This window comes from Sphingomonas elodea ATCC 31461, from assembly GCF_000226955.1.
Lineage (GTDB): Bacteria > Pseudomonadota > Alphaproteobacteria > Sphingomonadales > Sphingomonadaceae > Sphingomonas > Sphingomonas elodea.
The window spans coordinates 1-14,242 of the sequence record NZ_AGFU01000032.1; the positions used below are offsets into that span (position 1 = coordinate 1).

The 14,242-nt window shown below is 65.9% G+C and carries 14 protein-coding genes and 1 pseudogene; 1 reads left to right on the top strand and 14 read right to left on the bottom strand.

What is annotated here, in order from left to right; translation table 11 throughout:
• The 9 genes and pseudogenes from KK7_RS0110220 to KK7_RS0110260 all read right to left on the bottom strand — a co-directional run.
• A pseudogene (locus KK7_RS0110220) lies at nucleotides 1–632 on the bottom strand (1-deoxy-D-xylulose-5-phosphate reductoisomerase); the annotation flags it as partial.
• Entirely contained in the window at nucleotides 629–1,429 is an 801-nt protein-coding gene (locus KK7_RS0110225) for a phosphatidate cytidylyltransferase (protein ID WP_010544553.1), read from the bottom strand. The gene KK7_RS0110225 and the pseudogene KK7_RS0110220, both read right to left, overlap by 4 nt.
• Entirely contained in the window at nucleotides 1,426–2,094 is a 669-nt protein-coding gene (gene uppS / locus KK7_RS0110230; RefSeq protein ID WP_051121304.1) for a polyprenyl diphosphate synthase, read from the bottom strand. Before uppS ends, KK7_RS0110225 begins: the two co-directional genes overlap by 4 nt.
• A 108-nt stretch (nucleotides 2,095–2,202) precedes the next feature.
• Nucleotides 2,203–2,760, bottom strand: coding sequence for a ribosome recycling factor (gene frr / locus KK7_RS0110235; RefSeq protein WP_010544555.1), 558 nt, complete (start codon nucleotides 2,758–2,760; stop codon nucleotides 2,203–2,205).
• Nucleotides 2,761–2,793: 33 nt separating this feature from the next.
• Nucleotides 2,794–3,522 (bottom strand): UMP kinase, encoded by a 729-nt coding sequence (pyrH, locus tag KK7_RS0110240; RefSeq protein ID WP_010544556.1) that lies wholly within the window; start codon nucleotides 3,520–3,522, stop codon nucleotides 2,794–2,796.
• A gap of 123 nt (nucleotides 3,523–3,645) precedes the next feature.
• A complete protein-coding gene (tsf, locus tag KK7_RS0110245; RefSeq protein WP_010544557.1) occupies nucleotides 3,646–4,575 on the bottom strand; it encodes a translation elongation factor Ts in 930 nt (309 codons plus the stop codon).
• Nucleotides 4,576–4,658: 83 nt separating this feature from the next.
• Nucleotides 4,659–5,414, bottom strand: a complete 756-nt coding sequence (gene rpsB / locus KK7_RS0110250) for a 30S ribosomal protein S2 (protein ID WP_010544558.1) — start codon at nucleotides 5,412–5,414, stop codon at nucleotides 4,659–4,661.
• Nucleotides 5,415–5,847: 433 nt separating this feature from the next.
• Nucleotides 5,848–6,672, bottom strand: a complete 825-nt coding sequence (gene pssA / locus KK7_RS0110255) for a CDP-diacylglycerol--serine O-phosphatidyltransferase (RefSeq protein WP_051121302.1) — start codon at nucleotides 6,670–6,672, stop codon at nucleotides 5,848–5,850.
• Entirely contained in the window at nucleotides 6,669–7,397 is a 729-nt protein-coding gene (locus tag KK7_RS0110260; RefSeq protein ID WP_010544560.1) for a phosphatidylserine decarboxylase, read from the bottom strand. Before KK7_RS0110260 ends, pssA begins: the two co-directional genes overlap by 4 nt.
• Nucleotides 7,398–7,592: 195 nt before the next feature.
• On the opposite strand from KK7_RS0110260, the gene KK7_RS0110265 reads away from it, so the two are divergent.
• Nucleotides 7,593–8,216, top strand: a complete 624-nt coding sequence (locus tag KK7_RS0110265) for a class I SAM-dependent methyltransferase (RefSeq protein ID WP_010544561.1) — start codon at nucleotides 7,593–7,595, stop codon at nucleotides 8,214–8,216.
• A gap of 121 nt (nucleotides 8,217–8,337) precedes the next feature.
• Here the strand turns inward: KK7_RS0110265 and manD are convergent, their stop codons facing one another.
• From manD to KK7_RS0110290, 5 genes are all read right to left on the bottom strand, one after another.
• On the bottom strand, nucleotides 8,338–9,546 hold the full coding sequence (gene manD, locus KK7_RS0110270) for a D-mannonate dehydratase ManD (protein ID WP_010544562.1): 1,209 nt from the start codon (nucleotides 9,544–9,546) through the stop codon (nucleotides 8,338–8,340).
• A gap of 391 nt (nucleotides 9,547–9,937) precedes the next feature.
• Entirely contained in the window at nucleotides 9,938–10,735 is a 798-nt protein-coding gene (locus KK7_RS0110275; RefSeq protein WP_010544563.1) for an SDR family NAD(P)-dependent oxidoreductase, read from the bottom strand.
• On the bottom strand, nucleotides 10,732–11,748 hold the full coding sequence (locus KK7_RS0110280; protein ID WP_010544564.1) for a phosphotransferase family protein: 1,017 nt from the start codon (nucleotides 11,746–11,748) through the stop codon (nucleotides 10,732–10,734). Before KK7_RS0110280 ends, KK7_RS0110275 begins: the two co-directional genes overlap by 4 nt.
• On the bottom strand, nucleotides 11,745–12,830 hold the full coding sequence (locus tag KK7_RS0110285) for a Zn-dependent alcohol dehydrogenase (protein ID WP_010544565.1): 1,086 nt from the start codon (nucleotides 12,828–12,830) through the stop codon (nucleotides 11,745–11,747). The genes KK7_RS0110280 and KK7_RS0110285 overlap by 4 nt, the downstream gene beginning before the upstream one ends.
• 9 nt (nucleotides 12,831–12,839) lie before the next feature.
• Nucleotides 12,840–14,123 carry an acyl-CoA dehydrogenase family protein gene (locus tag KK7_RS0110290; RefSeq protein WP_010544566.1) on the bottom strand — a complete coding sequence of 428 codons (1,284 nt, stop codon included), beginning with the start codon at nucleotides 14,121–14,123 and terminating at the stop codon, nucleotides 12,840–12,842.
• Between the last annotated feature and the right edge of the window lie 119 nt (nucleotides 14,124–14,242).

The following is a 14,242-nucleotide window of genomic DNA, read 5'->3' on the forward strand; positions in this document are numbered from 1 at the left end:
GTCGCCGAATCGACCGAGATCTTGGCGCCCATCGACCAGTTGGGATGCGCCACGGCCTGGGCGGGGGTGATGTCGCGCATCGCCTCCTTGGGCGTCGCGCGGAACGGACCGCCGCTGGCGGTGAGGATGATCCGGCGCACGCCCTTGGGCGCGGTACGGTCGAGGCACTGGAACACGGCATTATGCTCCGAATCGACCGGAAGCAGCGTCGCGCCGTGGGTCCGCGCTGCCGCCATCATCACGTCGCCCGCGGAGACCAGCGATTCCTTGTTCGCCAGCGCGACGGTGCCGCCACCTTCCAGCGCCGCCATCACGGGTTTCAACCCGGCCGAGCCGACGATCGCGGCCATCGTCCAGTCGGCGCCCATCCGCGCCACGTCGCAGACCGCATGGGCGCCGCCCAGCGCCTCGACGCCGGTGCCGGCCAGCCGTTCCCGCAGTGCCGGCAGGCACGTCTCGTTCGCCACCACCGCGAAGCGGGCACGCGTGCGGATCGCCGCGGCGGCGAGCTTCTCGACATCGCCATTGGCGGTCAGCGCGACGACCTCGAACGCCTGCGGATTGCGCTCGATCAGGTCGAGCGTCGACGTGCCGACCGATCCGGTCGCGCCCAGAACCGTGACGCGCTTCACCACCAGAAACCTCCCAAGACCATCTGATGATGGATCGCAAAGCACAGCGCCGCTACCGGCGCCGCAAAGACCAGCCCGTCCAGCCGATCGAGAATGCCGCCATGGCCCGGCAGCAGCGTGCCGGAATCCTTGACGCCGGCCACCCGCTTCAGGTGGCTCTCGTACAGGTCGCCGATCTGCGACGCGACGGCCACGACCGGCGAGACGAGCACCAGCCACCAGCCGATCGCCTCGCCCGGCGCCAGCGCCGCGAATGCCGCCGAGAACAGCACTGCCGCGACGAGCCCGCCGACAAAGCCTGCCCAGGTCTTGTTGGGGCTGATCGACGGCGCCAGCTTCGGTCCGCCGATCGCCCGCCCGGCGAAATAGGCACCGCTGTCGCACACCCAGACGATCGCCATCGCCCACAAGGTGGCGGCGAAGCCCTGGGGATGCTCCCGCAGCAGCAACAGCGCCAGCACCGGCAGCCCGACATAGACCTGGCCGCCTGCGAGCTTCGCATTGCGCGTCACGACCGCGATGAAGAAAAAGGCCCCGAACACCAGACCGAGCGCCAGGAACCCCGGGCCGGCGGCTGCCGGACTGAGAATCGCCAGCGGGACCATCAGCACATGTTGCGAGAGGCGGCGCTTCGACGTGTCGCCGGCCAGCAGCGCCCATTCGCCGATCATCAGCACGGCCATGACGGTCACGACCAGCCAGAAGCCCCAGCCGCCTGCCCATAGTGCAGCCAGCGCCAGCCCGACCAGCGCAAGCCCGACGACGGCGCGTTTCGGCAGATCCGAATTCTTGCTCACAACCCTCCGAAACGGCGCTGGCGCCGCCCGAACTGGGCCAGCGCGTCGGCGAGCGCCCGCTCGTCGAAATCGGGCCAGAGCGTGTCGACGAACAACAGCTCGGCATAGGCGGCCTGCCACAGCAGGAAGTTGGAAAGCCGCTGCTCACCCGAGGTGCGGATCAGCAGGTCGAGCGGCGGCAGCCCCGCCGTCTCCAGCTCGCTATCGAACCGCGCCTCGTCGATCGCGGCGGGATCGAGCGTGCCGTTGCGCACCTGCTCGGCAATGCGCCGCGTCGCCGCGAGGATCTCGGCCTGCGCGCCGTAGTTGAGCGCGATCGCCAGCGTCGGGCCGGGGTTGCCGGCGGTGCGGGCGATGGCTCCGTCGATCATCGCGACCAGGTCCGGCGAGAGCTGGTGCCAGTCACCGATCACCTTCAGCTTCACGCCTTCAGAGATCAGTTCGTCCAGCTCGCTGGCGAGGAACTGCCGCAGCAACCCCATCAGCGCGCCGACTTCTTCCTCGGGCCGCCGCCAGTTCTCGGACGAGAAGGCGTAGAGCGTCAGCACCTCGATGCCGAGCGTGCGCGCCGCACGCGCGACGCGGCGTACCGCCTCCACGCCCTGGCGATGGCCGGCGATGCGCGGCAGCAGCCGCTTCTTCGCCCAGCGCCCATTGCCGTCCATGATGATCGCGACATGACGGGGCGGCGGCGCCTCGCCGCCCGACGCGGAGGCCAGCTTAACGGCCACCGCGCCCTGCCCTTTCGGCCGCACCAGACCCCCCGGCGCGGATCACTTGCCCAGGATTTCCTTTTCCTTCGCCGCCGCCGCCGCGTCGATATCGGCGATGGTCGCATCGGTCAGCTTCTGGACTTCGGTTTCGTGGCGCTTGCGCTCGTCCTCGCCGAACACGCCCTTCTTCTCGTCGGTCTTCAGGCTGTCCATGCCGTCGCGGCGCACGTTGCGCGCGGCGATGCGGGCCTTCTCCGCATATTGGTTGGCGAGCTTGGCGAGTTCCTTGCGGCGCTCCTCGGTCAGGTCGGGGATCGGCAGGCGCAGCGTCTGGCCGTCGACGATCGGATTGAGGCCGAGGCCGGCCGAGCGGATCGCCTTGTCGACGGGGCCGACGTTCGACTTGTCCCACACCTGCACCGAGAGCATGCGCGGCTCGGGCGCCGAGACGGTCGCCACCTGGGTGATCGGCATGTGCGAACCATAGACCTCGACCGTCACCGGATCGAGCAGCGTGGTCGACGCGCGGCCGGTGCGCAGACCGACGAGATCGTGCTTGAGCGATTCCACGGCACCGGCCATGCGGCGCTCGAGATCTGCCTTGTCGTAAGCGGCCATTTTCGGCTTTCCTTGAAACTTGGGGTCGTTGGGTTACGCGGCGTTCGCGTCCTGGACGATGGTGGAAGTCCCCTCGCCCCGGAGCACCGAGGCGAGGTTGCCCTCGCCGCGGATGTTGAACACCACGATCGGGATATGGTTGTCGCGGCACAGCGCGACGGCGGACGCATCCATCACCTTCAGATTGTCGGCAAGGACGCGGTCGTAGCTGAGCGTCTCGTAGCGGGTCGCGGTCGGCACCTTCTTGGGATCGGCGTCGTACACGCCGTCGACCGAGGTACCCTTGAACAGCGCATCGCACTTCATCTCGGCGGCGCGGAGCGCGGCGGTGGTGTCGGTGGTGAAGAACGGCAGGCCGGTGCCGGCCGCGAACAGCACGACGCGGCCCTTCTCCATATGCCGCTCGGCGCGGCGGCGGATATAGGGCTCGCACACGCTGGCCATCGGGATGGCGGACTGGACGCGGGTCTCGACGCCCACCTTCTCCAACGCATTCTGCATCGCCAGCGCGTTCATCACGGTGGCGAGCATGCCCATATAATCGGCGCTCGCGCGGTCGAAGCCCTGGGCTGCGCCGGCGATGCCGCGGAAGATGTTGCCGCCGCCCACCGTCATGCAGATTTCGAGGCCGCTTTCCTTGGCCTCCTTCACCTCGAGCGCGACGCGCTCGCAGGTTTCCGGATCGATGCCGAACTGGCCCTGGCCCATCAGGACCTCCCCCGACAGCTTGAGAAGAATGCGGCGGAAGGTCGGTGCGGTCATGATAATCCTGAAAGTCTGTGGAGCGGACAGCGAAGCGGCGCGGACCCTAGAGGAGCCGCGCCGCGCGAACAAGCGGGGATGCCGGGGAAACGCCGTCGAAACGGCCTGCCCCGGCGCGCCTGATTACTTGGTGAGCCCGGCGGTCGCCGCCACTTCGGCAGCGAAGTCGCTCTCTTCCTTCTCGATGCCTTCGCCGAGCTGGAAGCGGACATAGTCCTTCAGCACGATCGCCGAACCCGAGTCCTTCGCCGCCTTGGCGATGACGTCCGATACCGGGGTCTTGCCGTCCATCACGAACAGCTGGCTGAGCAGGGCGTTCTCCTTGGCGAACTTCTTCACCGCGCCGTCGACCATCTTCTCGATGATCTCGGCCGGCTTGCCGCTCTCGGAAGCCTTTTCGGCCGCGATCGCACGCTCACGGGCGAGCACGTCCTGGTCCAGGCCGCTCTCGTCGAGCGCCAGCGGGAAGGCCGCGGCGATGTGCATCGCCAGCTGCTTGCCGAGCGGCTCGAGCACGTCGACACCGGCTTCGGATTCGAGCGCGACAAGCACGCCGATCTTACCGAGGCCCGGGGCCGCCGCGTTGTGCACGTACGGGATCACCGCACCCTTGGCGACTTCGACCTTCTTGGCGCGACGCAGCACCTGGTTCTCGCCGATGGTGGCGATGTTGGCGGTCAGCGTCTCGTCGACGGTCTGGCCCGACTCCATCTTCGCGCCCTTGATGGTCGCGATGTCGTCGCCGGCTTCCAGCGCCAGCGCGGTGGTCTCGCGAACGAAGTTCTGGAAGATCTCGTTCTTGGCGACGAAGTCGGTCTGCGAGTTCACCTCGACGGCGACACCCTTGGTGCCGGCGACTGCCAGGCCCACCAGGCCCTCGGCAGCGGTGCGGCTCGACTTCTTGGCGGCAGCAGCGAGGCCCTTGGCGCGCAGCCAGTCGGCAGCGGCTTCCATGTCGCCATTGGTCTCGGAGAGCGCCTTCTTGCAATCCATCATGCCGGCGCCGCTCTTTTCGCGGAGTTCCTTGACGGCGGCTGCGGTGATCTCGGCCATGTCTCTATTCCTCAGTTAAAAGTCGGGCGGAGCAGTGCGTGTCGCCCTGCCCCGCCCCGATTACGGTTCGATGACGCGGGCGATCAGCCTTCGACGGCTTCCTCGACCGGCGGCTGCTCGGCAGCACCGAAGTCATAGCCCTGCTGCATCAGCGCCTCACGGCCGCCGCGGGTCGCGGCGATGGCGATGGCTTCGCAGTACAGGCGGATGGCGCGGCTGGCGTCGTCGTTGCCCGGAACCGGGAACGCGATGCCGTCCGGCGAAACGTTCGAATCGAGCACGGCGACGACGGGGATGCCAAGGGTGTTGGCTTCCTTGATCGCCAGCTCTTCCTTGTTCGCGTCGATCACGAACATGATGTCGGGGATGCCGCCCATGTCGCGGATGCCGCCGAGCGAGAGCTCGAGCTTGTCACGCTCACGGGTAAGCTGCAGCACTTCCTTCTTGGTGAGGCCGTGCGTGTCGCCCGACAGCTGCTCCTCGAGCGTCTTGAGGCGCTTGATCGAGTTGCTGATGGTCTTCCAGTTGGTGAGCATGCCGCCCAGCCAGCGGTGGTTGACGAAGTGCTGGCCCGCACGACGCGCGGCCTCGGCGATCGGCTCCTGCGCCTGGCGCTTGGTGCCGACGAACAGCACCTTGCCGCCGGCGGCGACGGTGGAGCTGACGAACTCGAGCGCGCGGGCGAAGAGCGGAACGGTCTGCGACAGGTCGATGATGTGAACGCCGTTGCGCTCACCGAAGATGTAGGGCTTCATCTTCGGGTTCCAGCGATGGGTCTGGTGACCGAAGTGTGCGCCCGATTCGAGCAGCTGCTGCATGGTGACGACGGGTGCCGCCATAGGGATAACTCCTTCCGGTTGATCCTCTGGGAAGCAGGAATCCGAATTGCGCCGGACACCGGGTTATGACGCTTCCCATGCGGGGTTGAGGCGGGCCGCTTAGTTGATCTTTGCCCCAGACACAAGCTGGAACATTGATGGAACATCGCTTGACGACAGAACAGGAATGGAACATACAGCGATCAGAACGCGACTGATGGAACAGGCAGGACTCTCGACGGTTCGAGGATCATGGGTTCCGGGGGATCAGCGTTGAAGATCAGGAGCCGGGTAATGACTGGATTCGCTGTCTTTTTTCTGTTCGGCTCGTCCTTCGTGGCGGCATGCTGGACGATCTATGCAAGCATTCATCCACAGCTGCATCGCTTCGCCGAACTGTTCGGCATGGCGCGGCCGGTAGCGCTTCCTGCCCCCTCGCCGCGCCTGTCGCGCGTCAGGGTACGATCGGTTCCGGCCCGGATGCCGCGCCTCCGTCCGCAGCGCGCAGTCGCCTGATCCGGCGATAGGAGCGGATGCTGAAGGGAATGCTGACGAGATAGGCGATCGCCACGATCGCCAGAGTCGTCCAGGGTGCCGAGACGAGGGCGGCGGCAAGTGCCACCAGCACGGCGATCGCCTCGAAACGGACGTTCTGGCGCAGCCGGATCTTCGGGCCGAACGTGGCGACGCTCGATACCATCAGGATCGCAATCAGTACGGTCCAGACGGCGATGACGACGGGCGCGCGGGTCAGTGCCTCGCCGGTCCACAGCCAGAGATAGAGCGGCGTCAGCGCCAGCGCGGCCCCCGCGGGAGCGGGCACGCCGGTGAGGAAGCCGGCGGACTTGTGTGGCTGCTCGACAAGATCGATCTGGGCATTGAATCGTGCGAGCCGCAATGCGCAGAACAGCGCGTGGAGTAGGGCGACCAGCCAGCCGAAGCGTCCGAGCGCCTGCAGCGACCAGAGGTACAGGATTAGTGCCGGCGCGACGCCGAACGAAATCGCGTCGGACAGGCTGTCCAGTTCCGCGCCGAAGCGGCTCTCGGCACGTACCAGTCGCGCAATGCGACCGTCGATGCCATCAAGTACGGCAGCGGCGAGCACCATCAGCACCGCCGCCTCCCAGTTGCCCAGGATGGCAAAGCGGATGCCGGTCAAGCCCGAACACAAGGCAAGCGCAGTGACGGCATTGGGCAGAACGGCGCGCAGCGGAATGCCGCGCGGCATCGCCGGCCTGCGCCCCAACCCGCGCGGCATGCGCGGGCGACGGTCGCTCATTGCGCCACCCCGGTGGCGTTCTGGATGTTGCGACGCGCGATGATCGTTTCGCCGGCGATGGTGCGCTGTCCCAGGATCACCTGCGCGCCATATTCCTCGGGGAGGAACACGTCGACGCGACTGCCGAAGCGAATAAGGCCGATACGCTGGCCCGCAACGACCATGTCGCCGGGCTTGACGAAGGCAACGATGCGGCGGGCGACCAGCCCGGCGATCTGGGTGAAGCCGATGCGCAAGCCGTCACGGTCCTCGACCACCATGTGCTGGCGCTCATTCTCGTCGCTGGCCTTGTCGAGATCGGCGTTGAGGAACTTGCCGGAGATATAGATGACGTGGCGGATCGTGCCAGTGATCGGGGTGCGGTTCACGTGCACGTCGAACACGCTCATGAAGATCGAGACGCGCACCATCGGCTCGGTGCCGAGAGCATGCGGACCGGCCAGTTCCGGCGGCAGCGGCACGCGCTGGATCATGGTGACGAGGCCGTCGGCGGGGGCGACGAGAACGCCCTCCTCCACCGGCGTCACGCGGACGGGATCCCGAAAGAAGGCGGCGACGCCAAGCGTCAGGAACAGGAGCGGCCAGGTGAGGACGTCCCACACCCACAGACTGGCAACGGCGATCGCGGCGGCGATCAGCACATATTTGCGGCCTTCGGGGTGGATATCGGGGAAACGCCACTTCACCGTCGAGGTACCGACCGGGGGCTTATCGAGCGATGTCATGCGCGAGGGTGTAGCGCTACCACCGCCTCTTTCATAGACTATCCTCACCTCCGGGGATTTTCGGGGCAACATTCCCGCCCTGCCGCGTTGTGGTATGGCCAGGAACGGGATGATTTTGCGTGCGGATCGCTTGCATGTTCGCCCGAATTTGCGCAGGCGATGTAGCTCACGCGTAATATTTTCGTAAGGAAGCCCATGCCCCCTTCGACTGCCACCGCCAAGCGACGCAGCGCCCGCCGCAGCCGCCCCGCAGGTGTGCCCTCGCCGACGATGTTCTTCCTGCAGCAGTTTCTGAAGCGCCCGGTGATGGTCGGCGCCGTGGCCCAGTCCTCGGGCCGAGTGATTCGCCGGATGCTCGATCGGGTCGATTGGGCGAACACGCGGTTGTTCGTCGAATATGGCCCGGGCGTCGGCACCTTCTCTCGCCCGATTCTCGATCGCCTCGGGCCGAACGGCAAGCTGATCGTGATCGACACCAATCCGGATTTCATCCGCTATCTGCGCCAGACGATCGACGATCCGCGTTTCATTCCGGTTCTCGGTTCGGCGGCGGACGTGCAGAAGATCGTCCGCGACAACGGATTCGAGCATGCCGACTTTATCGCGTCAGGCCTGCCCTTCTCGACTCTGCCCGACGGCGTGGGCGATGCGATCGCCAAGGCGACCAAGGACATCCTGCGGCCCGGCGGCGCGTTCCTGGTCTACCAGTACAACCCGAATGTCCGGAATTTCCTGACGCCGCATTGGGACAATATCGAGCACGCGATGGAATGGTGGAACATTCCACCGGCGCAGCTCTGGTGGGCGTGGAAGGACTGAGCTTCCGCCTCGCGCGTGCGACGAAAAAAAGCGGCCGTGTATCCCACGGCCGCTTTTTTCTTGTGTGCACCGGACCCTCGCCCGGCGGACATCGGGGCGGCGCCACGGCCGCCCCGCCAGGTCACCAGTTCCACATCGTACCGTCTTCGAGACGAGCGACGGGCAGATAGGCCGGCTTGTACGGGTATTTCGCCGCCAGATCCTCGTCGATGTCGACGCCGTGGCCCGGCGCCTCGCCGCAGAACAGATAGCCCTTGTCGAAGTGATAGTCGTGCGGGAACACCGCATCGGTCTCGTCCGAATGACGCATATACTCCTGGATGCCGAAGTTCGGGACCCAGGTATCGAAGTGGAGCGCACAGCCCATCGTCACCGGCGACAGGTCCGTCGCACCGTGGCAGCCGGTGCGGATCTGATAGAGGCTGGCGAGATCGGCCAGGCGGCGCAGATGGGTCAGGCCGCCGGCGCCGACCACGGTGGCGCGCAGATAGTCGATCAGCTGGTTCTGGATCAGGTCCTTGGCGTCCCAGATCGTGTTGAAGATCTCGCCCACCGCCAGCGGGGTGACGGTGTGCTGGCGGATCAGCTTGAACGCTTCCTGGTTCTCGGCCGGGGTCACGTCCTCCAACCAGAACAGCTGGTAGGGCTCGAGCATCTTGCCGAGGTTCGCGGCTTCCTGCGGCGTATAGCGGTGGTGGCCGTCATGCAGCAGGTGATGGTCGAAGCCATAGGTCGCACGAAGCTTCTCGAACAGCTTCGGCACATAGTTCAGCGACTTGCGCGTATCCCAGCCGGTGACCGAAGGCAGCGCTGCATCGGCGGGCTCGTAATAAAGTTTGCCGCGGCCGACGCCATAGGCATCTTTGATGCCCGGCACGCCGGTCTGCGCGCGAATGGCCTTATAGCCCATGTCGATATACTGGCCGACGGCATCCACCGTCTCCTCGATGTCGCTGCCATTGGCATGACCGTACACCATCACGCCGTCGCGGCTGCGACCGCCGAGAAGCTGGTACACCGGCATGCCGGCCATCTTGCCCTTGATGTCCCAGAGCGCCATGTCGACTGCGGCGATCGCGCGCATGGTGACCGGGCCGCGACGCCAATAGGCACCGCGATAGAGATACTGCCAGATATCCTCGATGCGGCGCGGATCCATGCCGATCAGGCACGGAATAACATGGTCCTGGAGATAGGAGACCACGGAAAGCTCGCGGCCGTTAAGCGTGCCGTCGCCGATGCCGTACACACCCTGGTCGGTGTGGATCTTCAGGGTCACGAAATTGCGGCCGGGGCAGGTCACGATAACCTTGGCCGAAGTGATCTTCATGGAGCTATCCCTACTAGGCTGAGCATTGCAATCGGCCTGACCAATCTCACCAGCGCTGTCAAGAGTGACGATATTGGCCAGACAAATAATATGCCAAGCCTAACCGGACATGCGCTAAACTTTCCTCAACGCGCGGTGCGATGCGTGCCCAATGTGATCAACGGTCGCAGAATAAGCGACGACCTTTGCTGTCGGCACGGCGTACGACTATCCCATGGGCTGCGGCGTCAATCCGGATCGTGCGCTCCCGCGCCCAGCCGAACGATCGCAGGACGCATTCTCCTCTCCGATCCTGCACAGGGCGAGGCCTCGCTCTGCGCAAGATAGCGCTATCATCCTGCCCCTCCGCAACGGACAAGACAAGCCCGAAGCGATGCCCCCGGCCACCGGATCAGAAGGCCGCGCGGCCGAATTCCTGTCGAGTCACCGGGTGACTGGCGGAAAGCCCGCCATCGACCGCGATCGCTTGGCCGTTGACATAGCTCGCCGCATCGGAGGCGAGGAACAGCGCCACCTGTGCAATCTCATCAGGCCGGCCCGCGCGGCGAAGCGGGTTGAGCTGGCCGAGCTTGTCCTCCTTGTCGCGCTCGCGAGCATGGTCGAAGGCGCGCTGGGTCATGCCGGTCTCGATCAGGCCCGGGCAAATCGCGTTGACCCGCACACACGATGTGGCGAGTTGCTGGGCAGCGGTCTGCACCAGATTGATCACGCCGGCCTTGGATGCCGAATAGGGCGTTCCCCCTGCCCCCGAGCGGAGCCCGGCGACGCTCGCGGTACACAGGATCGCCCCGCCTCCGCGTTGGACGATGTGCGGTGCGGCATGCTTGATGGCGAGCGCCGGGCCGATGAGATTGACCCGTAACACTTCGGTCCAAAGCGCTATGTCCGCATCGAAAATTCCCGCCGCTCCGCCCGAGATACCGGCATTGGCATAGAAAATGTCGATGCCGCCGAAGCGGTCGCAGGCGGCTTCCACAAGTCGCTGGATGTCCCCTTCGTCTCCAGCGTCCATTTCCACCGCCAACGTATCGCGAAGTCCGACAACCGTCTCGTGCACCGCGGCTGCGCGGTCCGCCGCCACCACCTGCGCGCCTGCCGCAGCGAACGCGCGCACCGTCGCCCGGCCAATGCCCGAGGCGGCGCCGGTCACGACCGCAACCTTGCCAGTGAAATCGAAGCCGTCGCTCATGCACCTGCCCTTTGCGCGAAATGCCACGCCGCGGCGGCCAGCCCCGGCAACCGCTCGACCGTCGCAGCGGCCTGCGCGCTCGAGGCGTTGCCGTCGATCATCCGCTTCTTGATCCCCTGCACGATGCCGGTGAGGCGGAAGAGGTTGTAGGCGAAGTACCAGTCCAGATCAGGCACCCCGTCGCAACCGGTGGCGGCGCAATAGCGCGCGACCATGTCCTCGATCGTCGGAATGCCGGTCTCCGGTCCCGCCAGACCCTTGACGCCTGACCGGCCCTCCGGCTCGGTGACCCAGTTCATCAGGAAATAGGAGAAGTCCGCGAGCGGGTCGCCCAGCGTCGACAATTCCCAGTCGAGTACCGCCAGGACCTCGGGCCGATCGTCGGCGAAGATCATGTTGTCGATCCGATAATCGCCATGGACGATGCTGGTACGGGTCTGGATCGGCACGGTACGCGGCAGGAAGTCGACCAGCGCCTCCACCTCCGGCAACTTGTCCGTCTGGCTGGCGCGATACTGGCGGGTCCAGCGCTCGACCTGGCGGGCGAAGTAATTGCCCGGCTTGCCATAGTTGCCGAGGCCGACCGTCTCGGGGTCGATCCGGTGGAGCGCTGCTAGCGTATCGACCATCGCATGGTAGATCGCCGTTCGCTCCGACGGAGTCATGCCGGGCAAGGCGCCGTCCCACAGCGTGCGCCCTTCGACCTTCTCCATCAGATAGAACGGGGCACCGATAACCTGCCGATCTTCGCACAGCGCATAGGGACGTGCCACCGGGAAACCGGCCGGATGCAGCGCGGCGATCAGCCGATACTCTCGCTCAACAGCATGCGCGGACGGCAGGATCGTGCCGAACGGCTTGCGCCTGAGTACATAATAACCTGCATCAGTTTCAACGCAGTACGTAGGGTTGCTTTGTCCACCTGGGAACTTGGCGACCGTCACCGCTTCGCCAAATCCGGGCACATGGGCCTGCGCCCAGGTCGCCAGCCGGGTTTCGTCGAGGTCGCTCATGCGAATTCGATCACGGAGCGGACGCTCGTGCCCTGGCGCAGCTTGTCCAGCGCGTCGTTCACCTGGGGCAGGCGGATTCGTTCGGCGACCATGGTGTCCAGATCGAGCACGCCATCGAGATAGAGCTGGACGAGCCGCGGCATGTCGATCGGGAAGCGCGTGCTGCCGAGCAGCGACCCTTGGATCTTCTTGCCGGTGAGGAAGCTGGGGCCGGGCAGGCTGACGCCCTGGCCCGGCGCGATCATGCCGAGGATCGTCGCGGTGCCACCGCGCCGCAAGATCTGCCAGGCGAGTTCGGCCGTGGCGGGGCGGCCCACCGCCTCGATTGCATAGTGCACGCCGCCGCCGGTCAGGGCGAGCAGCTGCTTCACGACTCCTTCCGCCCCCGGATCCAAGACATGGGTGGCGCCCATCTTCCTCGCAAGCGCGCGTTTTTCCTCCACGGGATCGAGTGCGATGATCTGCCCGGCGCCGGCAATCCTGGCGGCATTGACCGCCGCCAGGCCGATGCCCCCGGCACCGATCACCGCCACGCTCTCACCAGGGCGCACGCGACTGTCGTTGAAGATCGCTCCCGCCCCGGTGATGACCGCGCAGCCGAGCAGCGCGGCGCGATCGAGCGGCATCGCCTTGCTGATCGCGACGCACGCATTTTCGTGCACCAGCATCATTTCGGCAAAGGCGGAAAGATTGAGGAAGGGGGCCAGCGGCGTGCCGCTCTTCAGCTTCAGCCGCGGTTCGGCATCGGCCGGACGCTGCGTCGATGGGTCGACGCACAGCGAGGGCCGCCCGGTCACGCACAGCTCGCACGAACCGCAAAAGGCCGTGAAGAAGGTGATGACATGGTCGCCGGGCCGCAACCGCGCCACGTCCGAGCCGACCGCTTCCACGACCCCCGCAGCTTCATGCCCCGGTACCGTCGGCACCGGGTGCGGGAAGGCGCCGTCGACGAAATGGAGGTCGGACCGGCAGACACCCACCGCCGCGGTGCGGATCAACACCTCGCGCGGTCCGGGACTGGAGACCTCCACCTCCTCGATCTGGAGGGGGGTATTGGCCTCAAACAGAACGGCAGCCTTCATGAGCACCCCTTACCGGCTGACGCCAAGATCGCCGGAACTGGCCCGGTCGCCCTTGTGCGCGGCATATTTGCCGAATTCGGCACGGGCGATGGCGCGGGCATGGACCTCGTCCGGTCCATCGGCGAGCCGCAGCGTACGGATGCTGCCCCAATTGTGCGCGAGATCGAAATCGTCGCTCACCCCTGCCCCGCCATGCGCCTGGACCGCGTCGTCCAGGATCTGCAACGCCATGGCCGGCGCCTGTACCTTGATCATCGCGATCTCGAGCTGGGCCGCCTTGTTGCCCGCCTTGTCCATCATGTCGGCCGCCTTGAGGCAGAGCAGTCGCGTCATCTCGATGTCGATGCGCGCGCGGGCTACACGCTGCTCCCAGATCGAATGATCGGCGATGCGCTTGCCGAACGCGACACGCGAGACCAGCCGCTTGGCCATGGCGGCGATCGCCTCCTCCGCCACGCCGATGGTGCGCATGCAATGGTGGATCCGCCCCGGCCCCAGCCGGCCTTGCGCGATCTCGAAGCCGCGACCTTCGCCCAGCAGCAGGTTCTCCACCGGCACGCGCACGTCGCGCAGTAGGATTTCGGCATGGCCATGCGGCGCGTGATCATACCCGAAAACCGAAAGCATCCGCTCGATGGTCACGCCCGGGGTGTCCAGCGGCACCAGGATCATGCTCTGCTGGGCATGTTTGGCGGCACTGAAATCCGTCTTGCCCATCAGGATCGCGATCTTGCAGCGCGGATCGCCAGCGCCCGACGACCACCATTTCCGGCCGTTGATCACATACTGGTCGCCGTCGCGCTCGATCCGCGTTTCGATGTTGGTTGCGTCGGACGAGGCAACGTCGGGTTCGGTCATGAGGAAGGCGGAGCGGATCTCGCCCCGCATCAGCGGCGCAAGCCATGTGTCCTTCTGCGCACGGGTGCCGTAGCGGTGCAGCACCTCCATGTTGCCGGTATCCGGCGCGGAGCAATTGAACACCTCCGATGCCCAACCAACCCGACCCATTTCCTCGGCGCACAGGGCATATTCCAGATTGGTGAGCTGCTCGCCTTCGAACACGAAGCTGTCGTCGACATGGCTCTGGCCCGAGTGCGGCGGCATGAAGAAGTTCCACAGGCCCGCGGCCTTGGCGCGCGCCTTCACCGCTTCGAGTACCGGGTTGACCGACCAGCGATCCGCTGTCGCTGCGGCCGCACGAAAGTCAGTCTCCCTCGGGCGGATTTCGGCATCAACAAAGGCCTTCACCCGATCGCGGAAATGGGTCTCGCGCGCATTCAGCGTGAAGTCCATGGCATCGCTCTCCTGACGTTCTCTCAGGTCGAGCCTATACCGTACCCAATATTCGGTAAAGGGTCGCTCCGCATCAAAATGAGCACACGCGGACTTCAAAAAACCGTTTTGGCGCGCGC

Coding starts and splice junctions, on each gene's coding strand:
- uppS (WP_051121304.1), bottom strand. CDS start 2,094: ATGGACGGCAATGGGCGCTGGGCGAAGAAGCGGCTGCTGCCGCGCATC.
- frr (WP_010544555.1), bottom strand. CDS start 2,760: ATGGCCGCTTACGACAAGGCAGATCTCGAGCGCCGCATGGCCGGTGCC.
- pyrH (WP_010544556.1), bottom strand. CDS start 3,522: ATGACCGCACCGACCTTCCGCCGCATTCTTCTCAAGCTGTCGGGGGAG.
- tsf (WP_010544557.1), bottom strand. CDS start 4,575: ATGGCCGAGATCACCGCAGCCGCCGTCAAGGAACTCCGCGAAAAGAGC.
- rpsB (WP_010544558.1), bottom strand. CDS start 5,414: ATGGCGGCACCCGTCGTCACCATGCAGCAGCTGCTCGAATCGGGCGCA.
- pssA (WP_051121302.1), bottom strand. CDS start 6,672: ATGAGCGACCGTCGCCCGCGCATGCCGCGCGGGTTGGGGCGCAGGCCG.
- KK7_RS0110260 (WP_010544560.1), bottom strand. CDS start 7,397: ATGACATCGCTCGATAAGCCCCCGGTCGGTACCTCGACGGTGAAGTGG.
- KK7_RS0110265 (WP_010544561.1), top strand. CDS start 7,593: ATGCCCCCTTCGACTGCCACCGCCAAGCGACGCAGCGCCCGCCGCAGC.
- manD (WP_010544562.1), bottom strand. CDS start 9,546: ATGAAGATCACTTCGGCCAAGGTTATCGTGACCTGCCCCGGCCGCAAT.
- KK7_RS0110275 (WP_010544563.1), bottom strand. CDS start 10,735: ATGAGCGACGGCTTCGATTTCACTGGCAAGGTTGCGGTCGTGACCGGC.
- KK7_RS0110280 (WP_010544564.1), bottom strand. CDS start 11,748: ATGAGCGACCTCGACGAAACCCGGCTGGCGACCTGGGCGCAGGCCCAT.
- KK7_RS0110285 (WP_010544565.1), bottom strand. CDS start 12,830: ATGAAGGCTGCCGTTCTGTTTGAGGCCAATACCCCCCTCCAGATCGAG.
- KK7_RS0110290 (WP_010544566.1), bottom strand. CDS start 14,123: ATGGACTTCACGCTGAATGCGCGCGAGACCCATTTCCGCGATCGGGTG.